Origin of the sequence: Pseudomonas sp. 10B238, from assembly GCF_000970615.1 — a bacterium.
Lineage (GTDB): Bacteria > Pseudomonadota > Gammaproteobacteria > Pseudomonadales > Pseudomonadaceae > Stutzerimonas.
Genome location: NZ_KQ033940.1, coordinates 67,468 through 94,385 on the forward strand (window position 1 = coordinate 67,468; position 26,918 = coordinate 94,385).

22 protein-coding genes and 1 pseudogene are annotated in these 26,918 nt (G+C 56.2%); 18 read left to right on the forward strand and 5 right to left on the reverse strand.

Annotated features, from left to right (window positions below; translation table 11 throughout):
• Window positions 1–36: 36 nt before the first annotated feature.
• Window positions 37–288 (forward strand): hypothetical protein, encoded by a 252-nt coding sequence (locus tag RT21_RS19275; RefSeq protein ID WP_046164006.1) that lies wholly within the window; start codon window positions 37–39, stop codon window positions 286–288.
• A gap of 366 nt (window positions 289–654) precedes the next feature.
• On the opposite strand, the pseudogene RT21_RS19280 reads toward RT21_RS19275, so the two are convergent.
• Window positions 655–1,538: pseudogene (locus tag RT21_RS19280) on the reverse strand (IS5 family transposase); the annotation flags it as partial.
• Between the two features lie 424 nt (window positions 1,539–1,962).
• On the opposite strand from RT21_RS19280, the gene RT21_RS23380 reads away from it, so the two are divergent.
• Together RT21_RS23380 and RT21_RS19285 are read left to right on the forward strand one after the other, a co-directional pair.
• Window positions 1,963–2,244: a helix-turn-helix transcriptional regulator gene (locus tag RT21_RS23380; RefSeq protein WP_082082194.1), complete on the forward strand. Its 282-nt coding sequence runs from the start codon at window positions 1,963–1,965 to the stop codon at window positions 2,242–2,244.
• Window positions 2,241–3,647, forward strand: a complete 1,407-nt coding sequence (locus tag RT21_RS19285) for a YfjI family protein (RefSeq protein ID WP_046164007.1) — start codon at window positions 2,241–2,243, stop codon at window positions 3,645–3,647. Before RT21_RS23380 ends, RT21_RS19285 begins: the two co-directional genes overlap by 4 nt.
• Before the next feature lie 10 nt (window positions 3,648–3,657).
• On the opposite strand, the gene RT21_RS19290 is transcribed toward RT21_RS19285, so the two are convergent.
• From RT21_RS19290 to gltA, 4 genes are all read right to left on the reverse strand, one after another.
• Window positions 3,658–4,041, reverse strand: a complete 384-nt coding sequence (locus tag RT21_RS19290; protein WP_046164008.1) for a hypothetical protein — start codon at window positions 4,039–4,041, stop codon at window positions 3,658–3,660.
• 41 nt (window positions 4,042–4,082) lie between these two features.
• Entirely contained in the window at window positions 4,083–4,313 is a 231-nt protein-coding gene (locus RT21_RS19295) for a hypothetical protein (protein WP_156155736.1), read from the reverse strand.
• 239 nt (window positions 4,314–4,552) lie between these two features.
• Entirely contained in the window at window positions 4,553–5,947 is a 1,395-nt protein-coding gene (locus RT21_RS19300; RefSeq protein ID WP_046164010.1) for a tyrosine-type recombinase/integrase, read from the reverse strand.
• A gap of 1,149 nt (window positions 5,948–7,096) precedes the next feature.
• Window positions 7,097–8,368: a citrate synthase gene (gene gltA, locus RT21_RS19305; RefSeq protein WP_045426299.1), complete on the reverse strand. Its 1,272-nt coding sequence runs from the start codon at window positions 8,366–8,368 to the stop codon at window positions 7,097–7,099.
• Between the two features lie 362 nt (window positions 8,369–8,730).
• Here gltA and sdhC point away from each other — a divergent pair, with 362 nt between their 5' ends.
• The 15 genes from sdhC to htpG all read left to right on the forward strand — a co-directional run bounded on the left by sdhC (window position 8,731) and on the right by htpG (window position 26,835).
• Window positions 8,731–9,105, forward strand: coding sequence for a succinate dehydrogenase, cytochrome b556 subunit (sdhC, locus tag RT21_RS19310; RefSeq protein WP_045426302.1), 375 nt, complete (start codon window positions 8,731–8,733; stop codon window positions 9,103–9,105).
• Complete coding sequence (gene sdhD, locus RT21_RS19315; RefSeq protein WP_045426304.1) at window positions 9,099–9,467, forward strand: succinate dehydrogenase, hydrophobic membrane anchor protein; 369 nt, start codon at window positions 9,099–9,101, stop codon at window positions 9,465–9,467. Before sdhC ends, sdhD begins: the two co-directional genes overlap by 7 nt.
• 3 nt (window positions 9,468–9,470) lie before the next feature.
• On the forward strand, window positions 9,471–11,243 hold the full coding sequence (gene sdhA / locus RT21_RS19320) for a succinate dehydrogenase flavoprotein subunit (RefSeq protein WP_045426308.1): 1,773 nt from the start codon (window positions 9,471–9,473) through the stop codon (window positions 11,241–11,243).
• A gap of 10 nt (window positions 11,244–11,253) precedes the next feature.
• The gene (locus RT21_RS19325) at window positions 11,254–11,958 is read left to right on the forward strand and encodes a succinate dehydrogenase iron-sulfur subunit (RefSeq protein WP_045426311.1); all 705 of its coding nucleotides are present in this window, start codon (window positions 11,254–11,256) and stop codon (window positions 11,956–11,958) included.
• Between the two features lie 291 nt (window positions 11,959–12,249).
• Window positions 12,250–15,081: a 2-oxoglutarate dehydrogenase E1 component gene (locus tag RT21_RS19330; RefSeq protein WP_046164011.1), complete on the forward strand. Its 2,832-nt coding sequence runs from the start codon at window positions 12,250–12,252 to the stop codon at window positions 15,079–15,081.
• Between the two features lie 68 nt (window positions 15,082–15,149).
• Window positions 15,150–16,373: a 2-oxoglutarate dehydrogenase complex dihydrolipoyllysine-residue succinyltransferase gene (odhB, locus tag RT21_RS19335; protein ID WP_046164012.1), complete on the forward strand. Its 1,224-nt coding sequence runs from the start codon at window positions 15,150–15,152 to the stop codon at window positions 16,371–16,373.
• Window positions 16,374–16,466: 93 nt separating this feature from the next.
• Window positions 16,467–17,903, forward strand: a complete 1,437-nt coding sequence (gene lpdA, locus RT21_RS19340; protein WP_046164013.1) for a dihydrolipoyl dehydrogenase — start codon at window positions 16,467–16,469, stop codon at window positions 17,901–17,903.
• Window positions 17,904–18,079: 176 nt separating this feature from the next.
• A complete protein-coding gene (gene sucC / locus RT21_RS19345) occupies window positions 18,080–19,246 on the forward strand; it encodes an ADP-forming succinate--CoA ligase subunit beta (protein WP_045426322.1) in 1,167 nt (388 codons plus the stop codon).
• Entirely contained in the window at window positions 19,246–20,133 is an 888-nt protein-coding gene (gene sucD, locus RT21_RS19350; protein WP_045426324.1) for a succinate--CoA ligase subunit alpha, read from the forward strand. The genes sucC and sucD overlap by 1 nt, the downstream gene beginning before the upstream one ends.
• 273 nt (window positions 20,134–20,406) lie before the next feature.
• Entirely contained in the window at window positions 20,407–21,717 is a 1,311-nt protein-coding gene (gene brnQ, locus RT21_RS19355) for a branched-chain amino acid transport system II carrier protein (RefSeq protein ID WP_046164014.1), read from the forward strand.
• Window positions 21,718–21,810: 93 nt separating this feature from the next.
• Window positions 21,811–22,536, forward strand: a complete 726-nt coding sequence (locus RT21_RS19360; protein WP_045426327.1) for a DUF599 domain-containing protein — start codon at window positions 21,811–21,813, stop codon at window positions 22,534–22,536.
• Between the two features lie 55 nt (window positions 22,537–22,591).
• Window positions 22,592–23,050: a PaaI family thioesterase gene (locus RT21_RS19365; RefSeq protein WP_045426329.1), complete on the forward strand. Its 459-nt coding sequence runs from the start codon at window positions 22,592–22,594 to the stop codon at window positions 23,048–23,050.
• On the forward strand, window positions 23,047–23,493 hold the full coding sequence (locus tag RT21_RS19370; protein WP_045426331.1) for a PaaI family thioesterase: 447 nt from the start codon (window positions 23,047–23,049) through the stop codon (window positions 23,491–23,493). The genes RT21_RS19365 and RT21_RS19370 overlap by 4 nt, the downstream gene beginning before the upstream one ends.
• 43 nt (window positions 23,494–23,536) lie before the next feature.
• Window positions 23,537–24,784: a hypothetical protein gene (locus RT21_RS19375; protein WP_046164015.1), complete on the forward strand. Its 1,248-nt coding sequence runs from the start codon at window positions 23,537–23,539 to the stop codon at window positions 24,782–24,784.
• Window positions 24,785–24,927: 143 nt separating this feature from the next.
• A complete protein-coding gene (htpG, locus tag RT21_RS19380; RefSeq protein WP_046164016.1) occupies window positions 24,928–26,835 on the forward strand; it encodes a molecular chaperone HtpG in 1,908 nt (635 codons plus the stop codon).
• The last annotated feature ends 83 nt before the right edge of the window (window positions 26,836–26,918 follow it).

Genomic DNA, 26,918 nt, shown 5'->3' on the forward strand with positions numbered 1-26,918 from the left:
GAGATCAATCACACCACCAGGTAAATTGATGTGTCCATGAATCTCTATCTCAGTAGCGCGAACGATGAGTTTGCGGCCTGCAATAGCCTTATCGGGTCCCAATTCGACTCGGATGCCAGTCAGGACAATCCGATCTTCCATACTGCGGTCGATAAACAACCGTTCATCGTCTGGAATGGCGAAACCCATGATTTCTTCCTCGTAGCGATCAAACGGTCATTCCAGCTCAGATCATTCTTGTTAGAAGCGCAACACTGCATTGCGCTAGATCTGCCCTATGCTTGGTGAGCACTCACGTACTGCGATACACTACCGCCCGGATGACGGGTACGTGCGGCGGCAGTCCCGCATGTACATATAGTTCTAGACGCGTTAGCGAAGGTTTGTAATTTTTTTGCTAAAAACCGTCTCCGGCGCTCCGCCCCCCCCATTGGTTTAGAAACACATCCACTACACTGACACCACTGGACAGTAGTCGTCTGTTTTTGGAAGGGTAAGTCCCCGTCAAAAACCTTACCCAAGGGGGAAGCTGCGGACCCGTTAGGGACGCTCTGAAGTAGCTGTCTGTCAATTTCTGGCTGGCTTCAGACTCCGCTGATTTTTCAAGGTCTGACATGACCTGAATCGATCAGGTCGCCTACGGCATGTCGTGTTTCAACCGCTGCGAGCGCCTCGCAGCAGATATTTCCCACATGACAGACGCGCCTCTCCTGCGTTCGTCAGTAAATGCCTACGAGCCATCCACAGATTCGACAGAACAAACAGCGTAACCATCTGCGACGTATTCTTCGCGAGCCCCCGGAAGCGCACCTTGGCGTAGCCAAACTGCCGCTTGATCACCCGGAACGGGTGCTCGACCTTCGCGCGCACCTGGGTCTTGGCCTTCTCGATCTTGCGCTTGGCTTTGTATAGCAGGCTGCGCTTATCGAGTTTCTTGTAGGTGCTACGCCGTGCAGCGACCTGCCAGATCACCGGGCGGCCCTCATGCTCGGGACGCTTTTCCACGCCGGTGTAACCTGCATCGGCACAGACCACGTTCTCGTCGCCGTGCAGCAATTTGTGTACCTGCGTGACAGTTGCCACGTTGGCCGCCGTGACCACCACGCTGTGCACCAAGCCCGACTCATCGTCGACACCAACGTGTGCCTTGGCACCGAAGTAATACTGGTTGCCCTTCTTGGTCTGGTGCATCTCCGGGTCGCATTGCCGTCCTTGTTCTTGGTGAAACTCGGCGCGCTAATCAGCGTGGCGTCAACAATCGTGCCTTGGCGCAGCGACAGGCCACGGTCACCCGGGTAGCCGTTGATCACAGCCAGAATGCCAGCCGCCAGCTCCAGCAGCCGCCGGAAGTTAAGGATGGTCGTTTCGTCTGGGATGCGCTCCAGACTCAGCCCCGCAAACTGGCGAAGGATCGAGGTCTCGTACAGCGCCTCCTCCATGGCCGGGTCGTTATAGCCAAACCAGTAGTTCTGCAGCAGATGTACGCGCAGCATCGCCATCAGCGGGTAGGCCGGACGGCCACCTTCACCCTTGGGGTAATCGCAATCGAATACCTGGAAGCGCTGCTGTATGACGAACCGAGGGTGCCATCGATCCCGAACCAATCAACCGCTACAGGTGACGCAGCCGCGTTGGGGCTAGACCCGTTATGGGAGGCGAGGGAACTGCGAGCGCAGGGCGTTGCAGCCGTTGCGGTGAAAGGTGCAAGACGGCAACGAGGCTGAGAGAGAGCTTCGCTACCCCGCTATTGCTGCTACGAATAGCAGCAATAGCAGAAATAGCGGCGGTAATTCGGCGGGGTTAGCGCTTTGAACAATGCACCGATTACCCTGAGATCAGAATGTAATGAACAAAGCAATAGATGTGCTTAAATAAAATTCTGATCGGAAAGCGCTGCCGGTTACACCTAACTTCTCGCTGCGTAGCATCCCTTCGCATTGGTTCTGAGCGGAGGAAACGCGCATGCAACGGTCAGTTGGCGTGAGAGATAGCAACCAGTGGGGCTTCGACGATCAAGCGGTTGACCCAGTGTTACGGTTAAAGACGTTGAGCGCACTTCTCGGAGTGGGGCGATCGACCATTTACGATTGGATGAATTGTGGGTCCCCTAGGTACAACCCATCATTTCCTAGGCCGATCAGGCTTTCAGGGGGCAGCAGAGGCGCCGTTGGTTGGCTTTCGTCGGACGTTGTTCGTTGGCTCGATTCTGTTTCTGTGGCCGATAGAGCAGGGGGGCGGCAATGAGCTCAGCAGTGCTGCCGAGGGTCAATGCACCGTTCCCGTATTTGCCGCGCAAATGGCTTTTTTCTTCGGCGATAAGGGAGGCAGAGAACAATATCCAAGCCCCGCAGCCTCTGATCTGTTTCTCTGCGTTAACCGCCTTATCAGTAGCCTTGCAAGGACTTTATGATGTGCGCAAGCCGAATGGTCAATGTGTTCCGACGTCCGTTATGTTGCTTAGTATTGCTCAATCTGGAGAGCGTAAGTCGACCACAGAAAATCATTTTATGGGATCAATAAATGCCTTGCAACGAAGCGAGTATCTGTCCCATCAAGCTAATTTAAAGACGTGGGAGTCTAAGTTAAAAATATGGAATGAAATAAACAAAAGAATTCTTAAGGCTATAGGGAAAAATACAGAGAAGGGAGAGTCTACCGGCGAGGAGGAAGCGCGTCTGTTGGCGCATGAGGAGCAGAAGCCTGCCAAGCCCAAGCGGTTCAAAATTATTTATGATGACTCAACGCCCGAAGCGCTTTTCTGGGGGTTGAATAGTGATTTGTCGACTGCCGGCTTGATATCAAGTGAGGGTGGGAGCGTGCTCAACGGGCGAGCTCTTAATGATCTTCCTAAGTTTAACGCTATTTGGAGTGGAGACTCTATTACGGTTGACCGAAAGGCAGCAGACAGTTACGAGCTTATCAACGCTAGGTTGACAGTATCGATAATGGCTCAGAAAAGCGCTTTCGAAGAATATGTGAGACGTTGTGGGGAAAAGGCCAGAGGCTCTGGTCTTTGGGCTCGTTTCTTGGTCTGTCATCCTGAGTCAACACAGGGAAGTAGGCTTATAAAGAACGGGGTTCTTTCGTGGAAGCACAAAGAAGATTTTCAAAAACGACTTGCCACAATTGCACGTCAAAATCTCCGTCTCCTAGATGACGCTTCCGCTAGCCGAACGGTATTGGATTTCTCTCCCGAGGCCGCACGGTTGTGGCTAGATGCATTTAACGAAATCGAGTCTAAAATAGCGGATCATGAGAGGTTCTATGGGCTAGGCGATCACGCCTCGAAGTTGGCTGACAATATTGCACGTGTTGCCGCGCTTTTGCATGTGTTTGAAGAAGGAGAGACCGAAATCTCGAAGGCCACACTTGGTTATGCAATCGATTTTTGTGCTTGGTGTTCTGATGAATTTTATCGGTTGTTTATGCCGCAACGACAGGAAATTAGCGATGCAATAGAATTAGATAATTGGCTGCAAAAGTTCCGCGAAGAAGGAGGTAAATGGATGCCAATAAACTATATTCGCCAATACGGGCCTTGTGGGCTGAGGAATAAGTTGCGCTTGGATGCGGCGCTGAATGAGTTATGGCTTGATAGGCGTCTAGAGTTTTTTAAACGCAGAAAGACTAGGTGCGTGACGCTCTAGTTTTTCCTGGTTAATTTTTTTTGTGGGATTGATAGGTGGTTTTAGGGATTCCCCGCTTCGAGAGAGCTTTTAGAATGAAATCCGCAGTGTCTGAGATGACGCGATAATAATGACGCGACTTAATGAAGTCATCTAACGGCTTTTCCAGGTGAGCTGCTGCTTGTTGAACGCTTCTCCATGCCCCGCTGGGGGGTGATTTTAGTAGCTCGACTAAATGGCCTTCTACCTCGGTTCTGATTGCCTTTGTGGCCTGGCCGCCGTGCGACGGGCCCTTCAGGCTGTTCGCGGCGTTTTCAATAATTTGTGCGTATCCCGAAACAAAGCCTAAATAGTAGGCCAGATGCGGTGATAAGGCTTCTGCTTGTGGAATGTTTTTTTGCTCAAGCTCTTTCATTGCTGCACGCTGATATAGCTTGGCGTAGAAGAAGTTAAGTGTTAGGGGTTGGCTTGCTCTTTGCTACCGGTCCAGCATGAAACAATTGTTTCATGGCTGATGATACTGCTGTTTAGGAGTTTATCAATGCGTTTGCTGAATCCATAGCCATCCTCGTCCGGCCAAAGCTCTTCCAAGATTGTTCTTAGCTGCATCGATGCTTTCGCTAAGACGGTCTGGATGTCTTGGTTGCTTATTTCGCTTGGAAGTAATGGTGCGGAGGACATTGTCATTTCTTATCTTAATATCTGGTGAGTTGTTAGTGGCGCCGCTGTGTGTGGTTTTGCATGTATTTCCATGCGGCTTGAGTTGGGAGGTCAACTGCTCGATTAAAAGTGTGCGGCGTTTAGTCTTTGTTAAGTGGTCTATTGTGTTGAAGTACCTATTCGATTTGCGTGAGTACTCCGGGTTGATGTGTGTCGCTATGCAGTGACGCCGCTCGGTGGTTGGTTCACTTAAATCTGCGCGCGGCTCACGAGAAGCCCGTCTTGGATGTTTGCGTTGCTTCGCCTGTCCACGACGAGGCACGCCGGGTCAGCTGCCTCAGGTGCTGGCCGAGGACCAGCCAGGCTGCAGCCATTTCCTTCGTGTAGCTATGTCGCTGGTACGTGCGCTTTACCTTGTTTTCCTCGGTGTGATTGAGGCAGCGTTCAGCGACTTCTGGAAGAACGCCTAGTGCAGTCATTAGAGTCGCACCGGTTCGCCTGAGGTCATGGGGGGTCCATTTCCCACCTTTTAATATAAGAGCTTGGGCTTTGGCGCTGCGGTTGTTCAAGATTCCTTGGTCAGGCTGGCGTTGTCTATCACCTAATTGTTTGGTCACAGTTTTGGAGCAGACTGGGCCGGTATCTTTGGTGTTTGGATAGCACCACTGGCTTTTTCCGCTGAAGGCCTTGACTATCTTGAACTGGTAGATGGCAAAATTGGATAGGGTCACAGAGTGAGCTTTGCCATTCTTGCTATCTTCAGCTGGGATGACCCAGCTGCTTGCTTTCAGGTCGATGTTTTCCCAGCGCGCGTTCATCAGCTCGCCGATACGGCAGCAAGTGGAAAGGGCGATCCAGATTGCCGCTTCCGTCGAAGGAAGGAGGCCCGCATTAGGGGCCTGCGTAGCGAGGAGCGAAATCTCTCCTTCACTAAGCACCCGATCCCGTTCAACATCTTTACCGCCGATTTTGGATTTGCGGATGCTTGCGGTCGGATCATAATTGAGAAGGTCTCGGTCAACTGCAAATCGAAACATCTGTCGCATCAGACTAAAAATTAGCTTGGCCATGCGGTTCACACCGCGGGCTAACAAAGCGTCAGTCACCTCTGTGATATGGCCTTTTCTTACCTCATCAAGAGGCAGGGCGCCGAGACGCGGTAGGACGTCCTTGTTGAACATACGGCGAACCTCATCGCCGCCATCCTTGCGGTTGATCAGATCAACCTTCGCCCAATGATCAAATAGGTCCCATACAGTTTTCCTAGCAGCTAGTCGGGCTGCGGCCGCTTTCGCGACTGCTTCGGCAGCAGCTATCCGCGCTAGCTCAGCGTCACGCGAAGCGACACGGGCGGCTTCCTCCGCCTCGAGATGTTGCTTAACATCCTTGATACCAGATTTATGAAGCCCAGCAAGCTCCTTGGCTTTTAGCCCCGCCTTTGCGAGCGTCATCGTTCCTTCGCTTCCGTCACGGCTGTAGGTGCCGATGGGGAAGGTCACGCGCTCGCTGCTACCGTTGGTGTAGCGAAAATAGAAGAGGCGTTCGCCGCTCGGGGTGATACGTGCGACCAGGCTGCCGTGCCCCCAAATAGCGACCTCGCTCAGCCACTTGTCGCTTGCGCCGGGTTTAGCGGTCATCTGACGATCTGTAATCTTGGCCATTTGGGGGCTTCTCCGTTGCCAATTCGTTGCCACTTGAGATTGTCTGGTTGCCAATTGGTTGCCAATTGAGATCGGCTTTGGTCGTATGGCTTCGGAGTATTTTGGACAAGAAAAGGGCGGGAAGCCAGTAAAATCAATGGTTTGATGGCCGGTCTTGGATCGGGTTGGACTCGTTAGTACAGTTATTTACCTGTATGGGGTGCAAGGGGTAGAGTGTTCGAATCACTCCGTCCCGACCAAAAGTCCCCAGAAAATCCAGTCACTTAACAGTGACTGGATTTTTTATGTCTGAGGTTTTCTGATGCGTCAGAGTTTTCCCGCTTTCTGCTTGCGAGGTCTGCCGGGTTTTGAGCGCTCGGGCTACAAATCTAGAAGCTCCTGCTGGGTGGCGATTGCGTGGTAATGGATTTGTCGCTTCGGTATGGCTCTCTGGCGGCAAAATTGCGGTAGCTCGAGGTGCACGAGTCTTCAGTGATGCTGTGTCGCTTGCGGCTGGCGGCCTCGTCATATCGCTCCTCGTTGTCGCAATGCTGAGTTAGGCATCCTTCAGTCCTTTAGTGCCGGCGAGCCGCGCTACTGTCCGGCTGTGCGTGGGTGCATGCCGAGCGTCAAAGGCTCGGATTCATGCTTGTGCTGGCGCAACTTTTGGCAGTGGAGCCGACTTAGGTAGCTGTAGGACATAAGGTGCAGCCGGTTCTGGGGTGCTAAGGTCTGGGGCGGCAAGCTGAGCGTAGCGATGCGTCAGGAAGCGGCGCGGAGGGGAAAGCTGCTCGTCGATTTTTTGTGTCACTCACTCGTGCCCGCTATCGGGCGCCTGCCTCGGCTAAGGCGTGCTATCTATTAATTCATCGCTCGGGACGCCAGTGCTGCAGCCGAGCTAAATCAGCGCATCCAGCGCGGCATGGATGATGAGGGTTGCGGCTACCGGCGTTCTGAGGGAATGAGTCAGCGAAAATGAGGTGCTGCCTCGGCAGTACCACGGTCTTGATCGGCTCGTAAGCTCGGTGTGGAGTGATCGGCAATCACAACGGTGGGTGTGGACCGATTCGGTCCAGAAATAAAAAAACGCCCAGTGCGCTGCACTGGGCGTTGAGGTAGCTAACCCTAAAAAGCTGTAGGTCTATTCAGGGTAAGGCGGTTCGCGCTGCCTTAGCGATTCAGGTCCCGTTGCGGGTGGCCGGTGTACAGCTGGCGCGGACGACCGATCTTCTGACCCATCGCAATCATTTCTTTCCAGTGCGAGATCCAGCCGACAGTACGTGCAAGCGCGAAGATCACGGTGAACATACTGGTTGGAATGCCGATCGCCTTCAGAATGATGCCGGAGTAGAAGTCAACGTTCGGATAGAGGTTGCGTTCGGCGAAGTAGGGATCGTTCAGCGCGATCTCTTCAAGCTTCATTGCAAGTTCGAGCTGCGGGTCGTTGATGCCGAGCTCGCTGAGTACTTCGTCGCAGGTCTGCTTCATTACCTTGGCGCGTGGGTCGAAGTTTTTGTAGACGCGGTGGCCGAAGCCCATCAGTTTGAATGGGTCGTTCTTGTCCTTGGCCTTGGCAAGGAATTTTTCGATGTTCGAAACGTCGCCGATCTCGTCCAGCATGGTGAGTACGGCTTCGTTGGCGCCGCCATGTGCCGGGCCCCACAGCGCTGCAATACCAGCAGCAATGCAGGCGAACGGGTTGGCGCCGGTTGAGCCGGCTAGGCGTACGGTGGACGTCGAGGCGTTTTGCTCGTGGTCCGCATGCAGAATGAAGATGCGGTCCATGGCTTTTGCAAGAACCGGGCTGATCGGCTTCACTTCGCAAGGTGTGTTAAACATCATGTGAAGGAAGTTTTCAGCGTAATTCAGATCGTTACGCGGGTACATCATCGGCTGGCCCATGGAGTACTTGTAAACCATGGCGGCCAGTGTTGGCATCTTCGCGACCAGGCGAACCGCCGAAATTTCGCGGTGGTGCGGGTCGTTAATATCCAGAGAGTCGTGATAGAAGGCCGAGAGCGCGCCTACAACACCGCACATGATGGCCATCGGATGTGCATCACGACGGAAACCGTTGAGGAAAGACTTGAGCTGTTCGTGAACCATTGTGTGGTTCTTGACGGTGCTGATGAACTTTGCTTTTTCCTCAGCAGTAGGCAGCTCGCCGTTTAGCAAGAGGTAGCAGGTTTCGAGGTAATCGGCTTTTTCGGCCAGCTGCTCGATCGGGTAGCCGCGATGAAGCAAAACTCCTTTGTCACCGTCGATATAGGTGATCTTGGATTCGCAAGAGGCGGTGGACATGAAGCCGGGGTCGAAGGTAAAGCGACCCGTGGAGGTCAAGCCTCGTACGTCGATTACGTCGGGCCCTACGGTGCCGGATAGAACGGGCAGTTCGATGGCGTCTGCGCCTTCGATGATCAACTGCGCTTTTTTGTCAGCCATGTATGGCCTCCTGTTTTATGCTTGGAATCATCATGGCCCCCCACGCAGGGCCCGCATCACTATAGTGAGATAAATCACAAAGTCAATTTGGGCGAGCGGCCAGTTGTAGAGGGGGTTAGGGGTGAATTCGCAACACAGAAAAAGCTATTTACGCGAATTACAAACCGAGGCGCCATCCGCCTTTAGTGGCACTTCACCACATTGTCATTAGCGACCTAACTGTTTATAATCGGCGACCGACCGGCAGGGGCCTTACAGGCAGTTTCCTGTGGGTTGTCACTCGTGGGTGGCGGGTACCGCTGCGTGCTCTTCCCAACAACTTTGCCCTGCGGTTTCGGGGCTCTCAAGTGTGAAAAAAAGCCGTGAAAAGCCAACGACCTGTAAACCTAGATCTTAGGACAATAAAACTCCCAATCACTGCTTACACCTCAATCCTTCACCGCATTTCTGGCGTGATCTTGTTTGTTGGTGTGGCCGTCCTGCTGCTTGCGCTTGATGTCTCTTTGTCTTCTGTCGAAGGCTTTGAAGAGGTGAAGGCGTATCTCGGTAGTCCGCTGGCGAAGCTGGTGGTCTGGGCTTTGCTCTCTGCGTTGCTGTATCACCTGGTGGCCGGTGTGCGCCATCTGGTCATGGATACCGGCCATGGCGAAACGCTGGAAGGCGGGAAGCTGGGCTCGAAAATCGTTTTGGCCGTATCGGCAGTGCTGATCGTTCTGGCGGGAGTATGGATATGGTAACCAATGTCACCAACTTTTCCCGTTCGGGTCTGTATGACTGGATGGCCCAGCGCGTTTCAGCGGTGGTCCTGGCGGCTTATTTTCTCTTTCTGATCGGATACCTCATTGCGAATCCGGGGTTGGATTACGCTCAGTGGCATGCGCTGTTCTCCGCTCAGTGGATGCGCATCTTCAGTCTCCTTGCACTCGTTGCCCTCAGTGTTCATGCATGGGTTGGTATGTGGACGATTTCCACCGACTACCTGACCAGCATGGCAATCGGTAAGTGGGCTACCGGCGTGCGTTTTCTCTTCCAGGCGGTGTGTGGCATAGCTATGTTCACCTTCTTCGTCTGGGGCGTGCAGATTCTTTGGGGTATCTGATCCATGGCTAGCATTCGTACTCTTTCTTATGACGCCATCATTATTGGTGGCGGTGGTGCGGGCATGCGCGCCGCACTGCAGTTGGCCCAAGGTGGTCACAAAACTGCTGTGGTAACCAAGGTTTTCCCGACCCGCTCGCATACCGTATCCGCACAAGGTGGCATCACCTGTGCGATCGCTTCGGCTGACCCGAACGATGATTGGCGCTGGCACATGTACGATACCGTTAAGGGCTCCGATTACATCGGCGACCAAGATGCTATCGAATATATGTGTTCCGTTGGTCCGGAGGCTGTTTTCGAGCTGGAACACATGGGCTTGCCGTTCTCCCGAACCGAGCAGGGTCGCATCTACCAGCGTCCGTTCGGTGGTCAGTCGAAGGACTATGGCAAAGGTGGGCAGGCTGCTCGCACTTGCGCGGCAGCTGACCGTACTGGTCATGCGCTGCTGCACACTCTGTATCAGGCCAACCTGAAGGCGGGCACGTCCTTCCTCAACGAATGGTATGGCGTGGATCTGGTGAAGAATCAGGATGGCGCCATCGTGGGCATCATCGCGATCTGCATCGAAAATGGCGAAACGGTCTATATCCGGTCCAAGGCTGTGGTCTTGGCTACCGGAGGTGCAGGGCGTATCTACGCATCGACCACTAACGCGCTGATTAACACCGGTGACGGTATTGGCATGGCGTTGCGCGCAGGTGTGCCGGTTCAGGATATTGAGATGTGGCAATTCCATCCGACCGGCATCGCTGGTGCCGGTGTGTTGGTAACCGAAGGTTGCCGTGGTGAAGGTGGATACCTGATCAATAAGCACGGCGAGCGCTTTATGGAGCGTTACGCGCCGAACGCGAAAGATCTGGCGGGTCGTGACGTAGTTGCTCGCTCCATGGTTAAAGAAATTCTGGCTGGCAACGGCTGTGGTCCAGATGGCGACCACGTGATGCTGAAGCTCGACCACCTGGGTGAGGAAGTACTGCATAGCCGTCTACCGGGCATCTGCGAGCTGTCGAAAACCTTTGCGCATGTCGATCCTGTCACTGCTCCGGTGCCTGTAGTTCCGACCTGTCATTACATGATGGGTGGCGTCGCCACTAACATCCACGGTCAAGCAATGACCCAGGATGCCAATGGAAATGACAAGATCATTGAAGGGCTATTCGCGGTAGGCGAAGTGGCGTGCGTATCGGTTCATGGCGCTAACCGTCTGGGTGGCAACTCTCTGCTTGACCTCGTTGTATTCGGTCGCGCCGCCGGTCTTCATCTAGAAAAAGCGCTGAAGGACGGTATCGAGCATCGCGGTGCGACTGAGGCCGATCTGGACGTTGCGCTGAGTCGTCTCGCCAGCTTGAACGAGCGGACCGAAGGCGAAGACGTCGCTTCGCTGCGTAAAGAGCTGCAAAGCTGCATGCAGAACTACTTCGGTGTATTCCGTACCGGCGAGTACATGCAGAAGGGCATTGCCCAGCTTGCTGATCTCCGCCAGCGCATCGCCAATGTGAAGATTTCTGACAAGAGCCAAGCCTTCAATACCGCCCGTATCGAAGCGCTGGAGCTACAGAATCTGCTGGAAGTGGCTGAAGCAACTGCCATCGCTGCAGAGAATCGCAAAGAATCGCGCGGCGCGCATGCCCGCGAGGATTTCGAAGAGCGTGATGACGAAAACTGGCTGTGCCACACCCTGTACTTCCCGGGTGAGAAGCGCGTAGCCAAGCGTGCCGTGAACTTCTCTCCGAAGACTGTTCCGACTTTCGAACCTAAGGTTCGGACTTACTGAGGTCGCTGATATGTTGCAAGTGAGCGTTTATCGCTATAACCCGGATAAAGACGCCAAGCCCTACATGCAGGACTTTCAGGTCAATACCGATGGTAAGGACCTGATGGTGCTGGACGTGCTCGCCCTCATCAAGGAACAGGACGAAGGCTTCTCTTATCGTCGCTCATGCCGTGAGGGGGTTTGTGGCTCTGACGGCATGAACCTGAACGGCAAGAATGGGCTGGCCTGCATCACACCACTCTCGTCTGTAGTCAAAGGCAACAAGCTTGTGGTTCGTCCGCTACCTGGTTTGCCAGTTATTCGTGACTTGGCGGTGGATATGGGCATCTTCTATAAGCAGTACGAGAAGGTTCGCCCTTATTTGATGAACGATACACCGGCTCCGGCTATCGAACGTCTGCAGAGTCCGGAAGATCGAGAGAAGCTCGACGGTCTGTACGAGTGCATCCTTTGCGCTTGTTGTTCGACGAGCTGCCCGTCCTTCTGGTGGAATCCAGATAAGTTTCTCGGGCCCGCTGCGCTGCTGCAGGCTTATCGCTTCCTGGCCGACAGCCGCGACACCGAAACCGAGAACCGTCTGTCTGCGCTAGACGATCCGTTCAGCGTGTTTCGCTGCCGGGGTATCATGAACTGCGTCAGCGTCTGTCCGAAAGGGTTGAATCCGACCAAGGCCATTGGCCATGTTCGGAACATGCTGCTGCAGAGCGCAACCTGATGCCCTCGAGGTGTCTGCGGTTATTGATAGTAGTTGCAGATCCTTAATGCTTCACCGCGACACCTACGGCGCCAGAGTTCAAACTCGGCGCCGTAGTCTTAGTAGGAATCCCAGCTCACAAAGCCGGGGTTTCGCTCTGAAAATTTGATGACCAGCAGGGGCATCCGGGGTGGTTCTCGGAAACTATCTGCGCGGTCCGTAGTGGCTTTACCTGGGTCGCTGCTTCAGAACTTGGGAAGTCATGCTGCGGTCTCCACGCTGGTGGTGTCTCCTTATCGAAGGTGACCAGACATGCAAGAAAGCGTAATGCAGCGCATGTGGGACAGTGCCCACCTATCCGGTGGTAACGCTGCCTATGTGGAAGAGCTCTACGAGCTCTACCTGCACGATCCCAACGCTGTGCCCGAAGAGTGGCGCACCTATTTCCAGAAGCTGCCGGTCAGCGGTGGCGCTGCGGCCGATGTATCGCATTCGACAATCCGCGATCACTTCGTACTGTTGGCAAAGAACCAACGTCGTGCTCAGCCTGCTTCAGCCGCCAGCGTCAGTAGCGAGCATGAGAAGAAACAGGTCGAAGTCCTGCGTCTGATCCAAGCTTATCGGATGCGTGGCCATCAGACTGCCCAGCTCGACCCGCTTGGCTTGCAACAGCGCCCGGCTCCAGCTGATCTGGCGATCAATAACTATGGCTTGACCGACGCAGATCTGGATACGGTGTTCCGTACCGGCGACCTTGCCATGGGCAAAGATCAGGCCACTTTGCGCGAGATTCACCAGGCGCTGCAAGAGACTTATTGCCGCACTATCGGGGCTGAATTTACCCACATCGTCGATTCAGACCAGCGCACCTGGTTTATCCAGCGGCTCGAGAGCGTTCGTGGACGTCCGTCCTTTTCGCCTGAAATCAAGAGCCACCTGCTTGAGCGCCTTACAGCTGCTGAAGGTCTCGAAAAGTACTTGGGTACCAAGTATCCGGGTACCAAGCGTTTTGGTCTGGAAGGTGGTGAGAGCCTTATTCCGTTGCTGGACGAAATTATCCAGCGGTCAGGCTCCTACGGCACTAAGGAAATCGTCATTGGCATGGCCCACCGCGGCCGTCTCAACGTACTGGTCAATACCTTCGGTAAAAACCCACGCGACCTGTTCGACGAGTTTGAAGGCAAGAAGGTCGAAGGGCTCAGCTCCGGTGATGTTAAGTATCACCAGGGTTTCTCCTCCAACGTCATGACTCCGGGTGGCGAAATACACCTGGCGATGGCGTTTAACCCTTCGCACCTGGAAATTGTGTCGCCAGTGGTTGAAGGCTCAGTTCGCGCTCGTCAGGATCGTCGTTGCGATGCGGTGGGTGACAAGGTACTGCCAGTCACCATCCACGGTGACGCCGCCGTTGCGGGGCAGGGCGTCGTTATGGAAACCTTCCAGATGTCCCAAACTCGTGCATACCGCACGGGCGGCACCATCCGGATCGTGATTAATAACCAGGTTGGCTTCACCACCAACAAGCAGGAGGACGCGCGCTCCACCGAGTACGCGACCGACGTCGCAAAGATGATTCAGGCGCCGATCTTCCACGTGAACGCGGATGATCCTGAAGCAGTTCTGTTTGTCACCCAGCTTGCTGTTGACTACCGGATGCAGTTCAAGCGCGATATCGTCATCGACCTGATCTGCTATCGGCGTCGCGGTCACAACGAAGCGGACGAGCCCAGCGGCACTCAGCCGCTCATGTATCAGAAAATCGCCAAACAGCGCACCACGCGTGAGCTGTATGCCGATGCTCTAACGCAATCGAGCGTGCTCGACAATGATCAGGTCCAGGCCAAGGTCGACGAATACCGCGCCGCGCTTGATAACGGTCTTCACGTGGTCAAGAGCTTGGTCAAGGAGCCGAACAAGGAGCTGTTCGTCGATTGGCGGCCGTACTTGGGCCATACCTGGACTGCTCGATACGACACGCGTTTCGAGCTAAAAGCGCTGCAGGAATTGTCCAGCAAGATGCTGGCGGTGCCGGAAGGCTTCGTCGTTCAACGTCAAGTGTCGAAAATTCTCGAAGACCGCCAGAAGATGGGTGCCGGTGCGCTTGCCATCAACTGGGGCTATGCCGAGACACTGGCTTACGCGACCCTGCTGTTCGAAGGTCATCCAGTTCGCATCAGTGGCCAGGACGTTGGCCGCGGGACCTTCTCGCACCGCCACGCGGCGTTGCACAACCAGAAGGATGGCAGCACTTACATCCCGCTCCAGCATCTCTACCAAGGCCAGCCTCGCTTCGACCTGTACGACTCCTTCCTGTCGGAAGAGGCGGTACTTGCGTTCGAGTACGGCTATGCCACCACCATGCCTAACGCATTGGTAGTATGGGAGGCGCAGTTCGGTGACTTTGCCAACGGTGCTCAGGTCGTCATCGACCAATTCATCACCAGTGGCGAGCACAAGTGGGGCCGTCTGTGCGGATTGACGATGCTGCTGCCGCACGGTTACGAAGGCCAGGGGCCGGAGCATTCGTCCGCGCGCCTGGAGCGTTACCTGCAGCTGTGCGCCGAGCACAACATTCAGGTATGCGTGCCGACAACGCCCGCTCAGGTCTATCACATGTTGCGCCGCCAGGCGATCCGCCCGCTGCGCAAGCCTCTGGTAGCGCTGACGCCGAAGTCGTTGCTGCGTCACAAGCTGGCAACGTCGACCCTGGAAGACTTGACCCAAGGTTCGTTCCTGACCGTGATTCCGGAAATCGATCAGATCGATCCGAGCAAGGTCGAACGCGTTGTCATGTGCAGCGGCAAGGTCTATTACGATCTGCTGGATAAGCGTCGCAACGAAGGCCGCGAAGACATCGCCATTGTTCGCCTGGAGCAGCTATATCCGTTCCCGGAAGATGATCTGGCTGAGGTGCTGGCGCCTTACCAGAACGTCAAGAGCATCGTCTGGTGCCAGGAAGAGCCGATGAACCAGGGTGCCTGGTATTGCAGCCAACATCATATGCGTCGCGTTGCCGTCGCGCATAAGAAGGAGCTGTTCCTGCAATACGCGGGTCGTGAAGCCTCTGCAGCACCTGCAGTCGGTTATGCCTCCATGCACGCCGAACAGCAGGAAAAACTGCTGCAGGACGCCTTCACCATTTAATCATTCTTGCAAGAGGCCGCGGACACCGCGGCCTCGATGTAAAAACCGAATCAAATAGGACCCAGCTAATGGCTATCGAGATCAAAGCCCCTCAATTTCCGGAATCGGTTGCTGACGGCACCGTTGCGACCTGGCACAAGCAACCGGGCGATGCGGTAAAGCGTGACGAACTGATTGTCGACATCGAGACCGACAAGGTTGTTATGGAAGTGCTAGCCGAAGCGGATGGCGTGCTGACCGAAATCGCCAAAAACGAAGGCGACACCGTGCTCAGCGGTGAGCTGCTTGGCAAGCTGGACGCTGGCGCTACGGCTTCAGCTCCAGCTGCTGCGCCTGCAGAAGCCGCCGCTCCGGCAGCCGCTCCAGCATCGGCACCTGCAGCGGGTGGAGAAGACGCGATCCTCGCGCCTGCCGCGCGCAAGCTGGCCGAAGAAAACGGCATCGATCCGAACAGCGTAAAGGGCACTGGCAAGGATGGGCGGGTAACCAAAGAAGATCTGGTTGCTGCCATCGAGGCCAAAAAATCGGCTCCGGCAGCCGCCAAGGCCGCCACTAGTGCAGCATCGGCCCCTGTTTCTGCTGCTGGTGACCGCACCGAGAAGCGCGTGCCGATGACGCGCCTTCGCGCCAAGGTTGCCGAGCGCCTGGTTGAAGCACAGTCGAACATGGCGATGCTGACCACCTTCAACGAAGTCGACATGACCGAGGTCATGGCGCTGCGCTCGAAGTACAAGGATCTGTTCGAAAAGACCCACAACGGCGTGCGTCTGGGCTTCATGTCCTTTTTCGTCAAGGCTTCCGTCGAGGCGCTGAAGCGCTTCCCCGCGGTCAACGCGTCGATCGACGGTACCGACATCGTCTACCACGGCTATCAGGACATCGGCGTCGCTGTCTCCAGCGATCGTGGTCTGGTCGTTCCGGTGCTGCGCAATGCCGAGCTGATGAACCTGGCCGAAGTTGAAAGCGGCATCGCCACTTTTGGCAAGAAAGCGCGTGATGGCAAACTGTCGATTGATGAGATGACTGGCGGCACCTTCACCATCACCAACGGCGGCACCTTCGGCTCGATGATGTCGACCCCGATTGTCAACCCGCCGCAAGCCGCTATCCTGGGCATGCACAACATTCTGCAGCGTCCGATGGCCGTTAACGGCCAGGTGGTCATCCGACCGATGATGTATCTGGCGTTGTCCTACGACCATCGCCTTATCGATGGCAAGGAAGCGGTCAGCTTCCTGGTGACCATCAAAAACCTGCTGGAAGATCCGGCCCGTTTGCTGCTGGACATCTAACAAGCGTCACGGGCTGCAGTTGGCAGGCTAGGCAAGTGCCGGGCCTGCTGTCTGCGGCCTTTGATTTTTTAGCTGCACTCAAGAGGATTCGTAATGAGCCAGAAATTCGACGTCGTCGTGATCGGTGCCGGCCCCGGCGGTTATGTTGCAGCCATTCGCGCAGCGCAACTGGGTCTAAAGACCGCCTGTATCGAAAAATATCAGGGCAAGGAAGGCAAGACCGCGCTTGGCGGAACCTGTCTGAACGTCGGTTGCATTCCGTCCAAGGCGCTTCTGGACAGCTCCTACAAGTTCCATGAAGCCCACGAGAGCTTCAAGGTTCACGGCATCAGCACTGGCGAAGTGGCCATGGACGTTCCGACCATGGTGGCCCGTAAGGACCAGATCGTTAAAAACCTGACTGGCGGTGTTGCCGGTCTTATGAAGGCGAACGGTGTAACCGTGTTCGAGGGTCACGGCAAGCTTCTCAGTGGGAAGCAGGTCGAGGTCACTGGCCTGGATGGCAACACGCAGGTACTCGGTGCGGAGAGTGTAATCCTCGCCTCCGGTTCCAAGCCCGTCGATATCCCGCCGGCGCCGGTCGACCAGAAGATCATTGTCGACTCGACAGGCGCTCTGGACTTCCAGAGCGTGCCGAAGAAGCTTGGCGTCATCGGCGCCGGTGTCATTGGCCTCGAGCTGGGATCGGTCTGGGCTCGCCTGGGTGCAGAAGTCACCGTCCTCGAAGCCATGGACAAGTTCCTGCCGGCCGCCGACGAACAAATTTCCAAGGAAGCCTTCAAGGTCCTAAGCAAACAGGGCCTGAATATTCTGCTGGGCGCCCGTGTGACCGGTTCGGAAGTGAAGGGTGACGAGGTCACCGTCAACTTCACCAACGCTGAGGGAGAGCAGCAGCAGACCTTCGACAAACTGATCGTTGCAGTTGGTCGCCGTCCTGTGACCACCGATCTGCTGGCCGCTGATGCAGGCGTCGACATGGATGAGCGTGGCTTCATCTTTGTCGACGATCAGTGCGCGACCAGTGTCCCAGGCGTTTATGCCATTGGTGACGTGGTCCGTGGAGCGATGCTCGCGCATAAGGCATCGGAAGAGGGTGTGATGGTTGCCGAGCGGATCGCGGGCCACAAATCGCAAATGAACTACGACCTGGTTCCGTCGGTCATCTATACCCATCCGGAAATCGCATGGGTCGGTAAGACTGAGCAGGCGCTGAAAAGCGAAGGCGTTGAAATCAACGTGGGCACCTTCCCGTTCGCTGCCAGTGGCCGTGCCATGGCTGCCAACGATACGGCGGGCCTGGTCAAGGTCATCGCTGACGCCAAGACCGACCGTGTACTGGGTGTGCATGTCATGGGGCCGGCTGCAGCCGAGCTGGTTCAGCAGGGCGCCATCGGCATGGAGTTCGGCACCAGCGCCGAAGATCTGGGCATGATGGTCTTCTCGCACCCGACCATGTCCGAAGCGCTGCACGAAGCTGCGCTGGCGGTGAATGGTCACGCGATTCACATCGCCAACCGCAAGAAGCGCTAATAGCGCAGCAACAAGCGGCGGCTCGCGCTGGGCTTTATAGGCCTGGCGCGGCCGTCGAATACCTTCAAGCAAGGTATGACAGGTCCCTGAAAGGTATCTTCGATAGTTTTCAGCGACTTGAGGTGACGCCGCTGCAATGTGGCGTCTGATGCACATCAAACCGAACGGTAGCTAAGATGAATCTTCACGAATATCAGGGTAAGCAACTGTTTGCCGAGTACGGATTGCCGGTTTCCAAGGGTTATGCGATCGACAGCCCCAAAGAAGCGGCTGAAGCCTGTGATCAGATTGGCGGTACCGAGTGGGTAGTTAAGGCTCAGGTACATGCTGGCGGTCGTGGCAAGGCGGGTGGCGTCAAGCTGGTCCGTAGCAAGGACGAAGCCCGCGCATTCGCCGAGCAGTGGCTAGACAAGCGCCTGGTGACCTATCAAACCGACGCCAACGGACAGCCGGTCAGCAAGATTCTCGTTGAAGCCTGCACTGACATCGATAGAGAACTGTACTTGGGCGCCGTGGTTGACCGTGCTACCCGTCGGGTGGTCTTCATGGCTTCCACCGAAGGTGGCGTCGACATCGAAAAGGTCGCTCACGACACGCCGGAAAAAATCCTCAAGGCAACCATCGATCCGCTCGTCGGCGCTCAACCGTTCCAGGGCCGCGAGTTGGCATTCCAGCTCGGCCTGAAGGGTGATCAGGTCAAGCAGTTCGTCCACATCTTTGTAGGGCTGGCCAAGCTGTTCGTCGACTACGATCTGGCTCTGCTCGAAGTCAATCCGCTGGTCGTCAAGAAAGACGGCAATCTGCACTGCCTTGATGCCAAGTTGAATATCGATAGCAACGCGATCTATCGCCAGCCCAAGCTGCGCGGTATGCAGGACCCGTCCCAGGATGACCCGCGCGAAGCTCACGCAGCGAAGTGGGAGCTCAACTACGTTGCACTGGAAGGCAACATCGGCTGCATGGTCAATGGTGCAGGTCTGGCCATGGGCACCATGGATATCGTCAATCTGCACGGCGGCAAGCCGGCGAACTTCCTCGACGTCGGCGGCGGCGCTACAGAAGAGCGCGTGACTGAAGCGTTCAAAATCATCCTGTCCGATGAAAACGTCGCGGCTGTCCTGGTTAACATCTTCGGCGGCATCGTCCGTTGCGACATGATTGCTGAAGGCATTATCGGTGCGGTCAAGGAAGTCGGCGTCAAGGTTCCTGTGGTCGTCCGTCTCGAAGGCAACAATGCTGAACTCGGCGCCAAGATGCTGGGTGAAAGTGGTCTGAATATCATCGGTGCGACGAGCCTGACCGATGCGGCCATTCAAGTCGTCAAAGCCGCGGAGGGCAAGTAATGAGCGTCCTGATCAATAAAGACACCAAAGTTATCTGCCAGGGTTTCACCGGTTCGCAAGGTACCTTCCACTCCGAGCAGGCCATCGAATACGGCACCAAAATGGTCGGTGGCGTGACTCCTGGCAAGGGCGGCACAACTCATCTGGGCCTGCCGGTATTCAACACGGTTAAAGAAGCAGTCGAAGCGACTGGCGCGGATGCATCAGTGATCTATGTTCCGGCACCGTTTTGCAAGGACTCCATTCTTGAAGCAGTGTTCGGCGGTATCAAGCTGATCGTCTGCATCACCGAAGGCATCCCAACTCTCGACATGCTCGAAGTGAAGATCAAGTGTGACGAAATGGGTGTTCGCCTGATTGGCCCGAACTGCCCAGGTGTGATTACGCCTGGCGAGTGCAAGATCGGTATCCAGCCGGGTCACATCCACATGCCGGGCAAGGTTGGCATCGTGTCTCGTTCGGGCACTCTGACCTACGAAGCGGTCAAGCAGACCACCGACGCTGGTTTCGGTCAGTCCACCTGTGTGGGTATCGGCGGCGATCCTATTCCAGGATCGACCTTCATCGACATCCTCAAGTTGTTTCAGGAAGACCCGCAGACCGAAGCGATCGTCATGATCGGTGAGATCGGCGGTTCCGCCGAAGAGGAGGCAGCCGCCTATATCAAGGCCAATGTCACCAAGCCGGTGGTCTCCTACATTGCTGGTGTGACGGCTCCGGCGGGCAAGCGCATGGGGCATGCCGGTGCGATCATTTCCGGCGGCAAGGGCACCGCGGACGAGAAGTTCGCTGCGCTGCAAGACGCTGGCGTGAAGACTGTTCGTTCGCTCGCCGATATCGGCAAGGCGCTGGCGGAAGTCACCGGCTGGGACGCCAAGCAGGCCTGATCCCCTCCTAGTGGCACCCGATGCCAGTCAGCTCGTCTGACTGGCATCTTCGTTTCTGCAGGACGATAAACGGCGTTCTGGCTTGGTCCGAGCGAATATGCCTAGCGGCGTCCGTCTTCTCGCACCATCTCGTTTTGGGGAGTACGACTCCTCGCCCTCGCAAGTCATTTCGATTAAGGTGCGTGCTTTTTTCGCGCGGCGCAGCATGAGCCGTATCCGGGAGTTCACGCTTGGTGCGTGTCGTGCCAGAACCTTCTGTAGTGGGATAGTTCAATGATTCGACTGAAAGGCCTTGATCTGCTGGCCCTAGGCTTCATGACGTTCGCGCTGTTTCTCGGCGCAGGCAATATTATCTTTCCACCCAGTGCCGGGCTGGCTGCAGGGCACTCGCTCTGGCTTGCAGCACTGGGGTTTCTGTTGACTGGCGTCGGGTTGCCTTTGTTGACTGTGGTCGCGCTGGCACGGGTCGGCGGCGGCATGGATCGCTTGACCGCCCCGCTGGGGCGTGGCGCCGGCACGCTGCTGGCGGTAGCGGTGTACCTTGCCATTGGCCCACTGTTCGCTACGCCTCGGACGGCAGTGGTGTCGTTTGAAATGGGCGTTGCGCCCTTTACCGGCAACGCAGCTATCCCCCTTTTCGTTTATACGGTTCTGTTTTTTGCGGCGACATTGTTCCTGGCGATAAATCCAGGTCAGTTGGTGAACCGGGTCGGCAAGTTCATCACGCCTGTATTACTGGCTGCGTTGCTGGTGCTGGGCGGCGCTGCGGTGTTCGCGCCGGCTGGCGACATCGGGACCACAGCTGAGAGCTACCGTAACGGTCCCCTGCTGAAAGGATTTCTAGAAGGCTATCTGACCATGGATACCTTGGGCGCGCTGGTATTCGGCATTGTGATCGCGACCGCCATCCGTGATCGAGGCGTATCCGAGCCGGCGCTGGTGACCCGTTACTCGATGATTGCTGGCGCCATAGCCGCGCTTGGTCTGTCGCTGGTGTACCTCGCGCTGTTCTACCTGGGCGCAACTAGTCAGGGCATTGCCGGTGAGGCGCAAAACGGCGTGCAGATCCTTACGACTTACGTGCAACACACCTTTGGTACTACGGGCAGTCTGCTGCTTGCAGTCGTGATTACGCTGGCTTGCCTGACAACCGCAGTCGGATTGACGACCGCCTGTGGCGAATTCTTCAGCGGCTTGATGCCCGTCGGCTATCGCACTGTCGCCGTGGTATTCACGCTTTTCAGCCTGTTGGTGGCCAATCAGGGCCTGACCCAGCTGATCAGTGTGTCAGTGCCCGTGCTGGTCGGGCTCTACCCGCTGGCGATCATGTTGGTTGCATTGAGTCTGCTGGATCGCTGCTGGGTTTCGCCCAGTCGGGTGTTCATCCCGGTAATGGCCGTCACGCTGGTGTTCGGTGTTGCCGATGGGATGTCGGCGGCGGGATTCACCGACCTGGTTCCCGTGTTGTTTACCAGGCTCCCCTTGGCCGCGCAGAGCATGGGTTGGCTGGTTCCAGTGCTGGTGACTCTGGCGATCGCGTTCGCCGTGGATCGGCTGCTTGGTCAACGCCGACTCGCATCCTAATGCCGGTTGACTCGGCCGTACGATTGGTTCGCGAGACGCCTAGCAAGCGGTTTCGCTGGCTATAATCAGGCGCATGCGTCCAGAGGGGTTTACATGCTCATTCCCAATCATTTGCTGCCTCATCTGATTGCTGTCGTGTGGTTCGTACTGTGCTGGGCCGGCTACACCCGCTACGCAAGCTGGCGGGGCAGGGACACCGCGTGCCTGGCCAGTGTCCTGCATTTGTATCGGCAGGACTGGATGCGGCGGATGCTGCTGCGCGATAACCGCATCGCCGATGCCAATGTGATCGGCAATCTGGAGCGCAATGCGGCATTTTTCGCATCCAGCACCTTGATCATCCTGGCTGGGATACTGACCGCGCTGGGCGCGTCCGAACGTGCAGTTTCGCTGTTGGCGGATCTGCCGTTCGCACAACCGGTCAGCCGTGGGCTTTCGGAAATCAAGCTGTTGGCGTTGGCGGTGGTGTTCGTTTATGCGTTTTTCACTTTCAGCTGGTGCATGCGGCAGTACAACTTCGCTGCTGTGCTGGTTGCCTCGGCGCCGATGGCGGGTGAGCGCAATGTGAGTGACCTTGAGCGCAAGTCATTCGCCGAGCGGGCTGCAAGGGTCATTTCGATGGCGGCAAACCAGTTCAACTTCGGCCTGAGGGCTTATTACTTCGGAATGGCCACCTTATCCTGGTTCATTCATCCCTGGTTCTTCATGACGGTAACGACCGGGGTGGTACTGGTCTTGTATCGCCGAGAGTTTCATTCCGATGTGCTTGAAGTCATGGTGTTCACGCCAACCTTGCCTATCGAGCCGCCCAAGGAGTGAGGGGCTAGTCAGTAGAGCCGGTAAACTCTGTGGTTTGGACTTTTTGAGAGTTCGCATGAGCGATAGTTTGATATTGGAGCGCACCCAGCGCTTTCTTTCCCTGTTACGCCACTGTCAGGTCCTGGGCATGCGTGTCGAGCATGCGAGCGCCAAGGGGCTCACGTTGTGCCTTCCTTATAGTGAAAAGATCGTCAGCAATCCTGAGACCGGACGCGTCCATGGCGGGGCGATTACAACATTGATGGACACCACTTGCGGTATCTCCACGGCGTGCGCACTGCCTGAGCTCGAGATCTGTCCCACGCTTGATCTACGCATTGATTACATGCATCCCGCCGAACCAAATCATGATGTGTTTGGCTTTGCTGAGTGCTACCGCGTAACACCGACAGTCATTTTCACCCGTGGAGTCGCTTATCAGCGTGATATCAACGAACCGATTGCACACGTTGTGGGTGCTTTTATGCGCATGGGCAAGAACAGCCTAATGAAAGCACCGGAGGCACCGCAATGAGTGTTCCGGACCTGGACGCGCTGGTCCGTGAGGCTCACGCCAGCAATGATTACGATGTGCTTCTGAACATGGTGCCGTACGCCAGGCTCATCGGTATCGAGTGCTTGCGGCTGGGCGATGAGATGGTGTTTCGGCTGCCAAAGAACCAGGACAATATCGGCAATCCTACGCTTCCAGCCATCCATGGCGGCGTGATTGCTGGCTTCATGGAGCATGCGGCAATGCTCCATCTGCTGATGTTCATGGGCGCGCCACATTTGCCCAAAATCATCGACTTCTCGATAGATTATCTTCGAGCGGGTCACTATCGTGACACCTTCGCCGCCTGCCAGGTCTGGCGCCAGGGACGCCGTGTGGCCAATGTTGCCGTGACGGCCTGGCAAACCAATCAGGCCGAACCGATCGCTACTGCACGTTGCCACTTCAAGGTCAACGAGCCCTGATAGGCCTGGCCGGTGCCACTAGCAGTTGTCTCGAAGGTGTTGAATGGATGCGTTGCTGATACTGGGTGGGCTACTGCTGATCGTAGTCGGTCTGATCTGGTTGATCGTTCTGGCGTTCGGTACGGGCTTGTTGTGGGGCGTCGGCTGTCTGCTACCCCCGGTGACTCTGCTCTATATCGCGCGCCACTGGAATAACGCCCGGAAGGCGGTGGGGCTGTCCGCTTTGGGCTTTATCCCTCTTGTAGTTGGGTTTACATTGCTCGCCAGCCACGATCCGGAGCGAATCGCAGCCATCACCAGCCTTGAGTGGCTCGAGCAGGATGAGATGCAGGGCCAGCAGCTGAGTTTTCGCTTGCACGGGCAGCTCGATGGCCGACCCTTCGAGCCTAGGGTTGGCAGTTTTACAGATGGCGTACTCATACTGCGTGATGGGGATCAGCTGTTTGCCCAGCAGGAAGTGAGCATTCGCCTTGGCGAAAAGCCGCCTGGAGCTGTGCAGGTCGATGTGCTTCCCGAGGACACCGGTGCTGTCCCGGAGATCGAAATCAACTGGATGCGTCCAGAACAACAGCTACCTGAGGCGCGCCGAGTTCGAAGCGGCTACACCTTACATCTGGATCTGCAGCCGGTGCCGCCGAACAAGCTGGCCGGTGACTTCCATCTGGTCTTGCCGGCCCATTACCACACGAGCCTCAGTGGACACATCGAACTGTTCACCGACAACCTGCGTTATCGTTCGGGCCAGGTGGATCTGACGCATGACTCGGCTGACACACTCGCTTATGTGGCTAAGGATCATCTGCAGCGACGCTTCGAGACGCGGGCAGTGACCATCGGGGCCCTGCCTGCTGTTTCCTTCCCTGCGTCGAGCATGATCCTCTCACTGCAAGCCGAAGTTGAAGGTTCGCCGAGTCTTTTCGAACTCAATATGCACAAGGGTGACCAAGGCTGGGCGGTCGACGACGATACCTACCCGCCGCTGAAGGCTACAGTCGAAACCCAGCCAAAGGTTGCTACGACCCAAGCAGCACCAACGCCCGATAGCGCCGCTTCGGCCAGAATCGATCGCCGCCAGCGGTTCTCTCTGGCGCGGTTGCTGCGCAATCCGGAGCGCTACGAACATCTGCAAATACGCGCCCATACCAAGCGCGGTGGCGTTGCGGAAGGGCGCTTCAAAGGGCTCGATCGGGATGGCAACCTGTCTATCAGACAACGGCTGAAAGGGCCGGGGGAGGCAGTATTCAACCTCAGCCCCGACGATATCGTTCGGCTTGAGCTACTCGAGCCTTAGTGGGCCTAGCAGGAAGTCGCTGTACAAGGTCTGCAATGGCACCCAGGCATGCATTGCACTTGAATTTTAGCGCCAAGCCCCCATCTGCTTGTCATCGCCGCAGTCGCGGTCCGTGCCATTGACGATGTGGAGTTTGCAAGACGATGAGTGTGGAGACTCAAAACAAAGAAACCCTGGGCTTCCAGACCGAAGTGAAGCAGCTGCTTCACCTGATGATTCATTCCTTGTATTCAAATAAGGAGATCTTCCTTCGCGAGCTGATTTCCAACGCCTCGGATGCTGCCGACAAGCTTCGCTTCGAAGCGCTGGCCAAGCCTGAACTGCTTGAGGGCGGAGCCGATCTGAAGATTCGTGTCAGCTTCGATAAAGATGCCAAGACCGTCACTCTCGAAGACAACGGCATCGGCATGAACCGTGAAGACGTCATCACCCATCTGGGCACTATCGCCAAATCGGGTACGGCTGATTTCATGAAGCACCTGACCGGTGACCAGAAGAAGGATTCACACCTGATCGGTCAGTTCGGCGTTGGCTTCTATTCCGCCTTCATCGTCGCGGAGCAGGTTGAGGTGTTCAGCCGCCGCGCCGGTACGTCTGCAGAAGAAGGCGTGTATTGGTCCTCGAAAGGCGAGGGCGATTTCGAGGTTGCGAACATCGAAAAGCCGGAACGTGGCACTCGCATCGTTCTGCACCTCAAGTCTGGCGAAGAAGAGTTTGCCGACGGTTGGCGCCTTCGCAACATCATCAAGAAATACTCCGACCACATTGCGCTGCCGATCGAATTGCCGAAAGAGTTTCATGGTGAGGAGAAAGACAAGCCGGCCGAGACCGAGTGGGAAACCGTCAACCGAGCCAGCGCCCTCTGGACCCGTCCACGCACCGAGGTGAAGGACGAGGAATACCAGGAGTTCTATAAGCACGTCGGGCACGACTTCGAGAATCCGTTGGCCTGGAGTCATAACAAAGTTGAGGGCAAGCTCGAATACACGTCGTTGTTGTTCGTTCCTGGCCGTGCGCCGTTCGACCTGTATCAGCGAGAAGCACCCAAAGGACTGAAACTCTACGTCCAGCGGGTCTTCATCATGGATCAGGCCGATGAGTTCCTGCCGTTGTACCTGCGCTTCATCAAAGGCGTAGTCGATTCCAACGACCTATCGTTGAACGTGTCCCGCGAGATTCTGCAGAAGGATCCGGTGATTGATTCGATGAAGTCGGCGCTGACCAAGCGCGTGCTGGACATGCTGGACAAGCTGTCCAAGGACAAGCCGGAGGACTACAAGAACTTCTGGAAGCAGTTCGGTCAGGTACTGAAGGAAGGCCCGGCGGAAGATTTCGCGAACAAGGAGAAGATCGCAAGTCTGCTGCGTTTCGCTTCCACCCACGATGGTTCCGGCGAGCAAAGCGTGTCGCTGGCTGAGTATCTGGCTCGCGTCAAGGATGGGCAGGACAAGGTCTACTACCTCACCGGCGAGTCGTATGCGCAGGTCAAGAACAGCCCGCATCTGGAAGTCTTCCGCAAGAAGGGTATCGAGGTGTTGCTGCTGACCGATCGTATCGACGAGTGGCTGATGAGCTACCTGACCGAATTCGATGGCAAGCAGTTCGTGGATGTCGCCCGCGGTGATCTGGACCTCGGCAAGCTGGACTCCGAAGAGGACAAGAAGGCTCAGGAAGAGATCGCCAAAGCAAAGGAAGGCCTGGTAGAGCGTCTCAAGACAGCGCTTGGCGATGAGGTTGCTGAAGTGCGCGTATCGCACCGTCTGACTGATTCGCCGGCAATTCTTGCGATTGGTGAGCAAGATCTGGGCTTGCAGATGCGCCAGATCCTCGAGGCCAGCGGACAGAAGGTGCCGGAGTCGAAGCCGATCTTCGAGATCAACCCGGCACACCCGCTGATTGAAAAGCTCGACGCCGAGCCGGATGAAGACCGCTTCGCCGATCTTTCGCACATCCTCTTCGATCAGGCTGCGCTGGCGGCAGGGGACAGCTTGAAGGACCCTGCAGCTTATGTGCAGCGCCTCAACAAGCTGTTGGTTGAGTTATCCGCTTAACCTGATCTGCCGCAAAAAAGGCCCGTCACTGACGGGCCTTTTTCGTTCAGCTGCGTTTGCTGAAAGAACCAGGGTAAATCAGG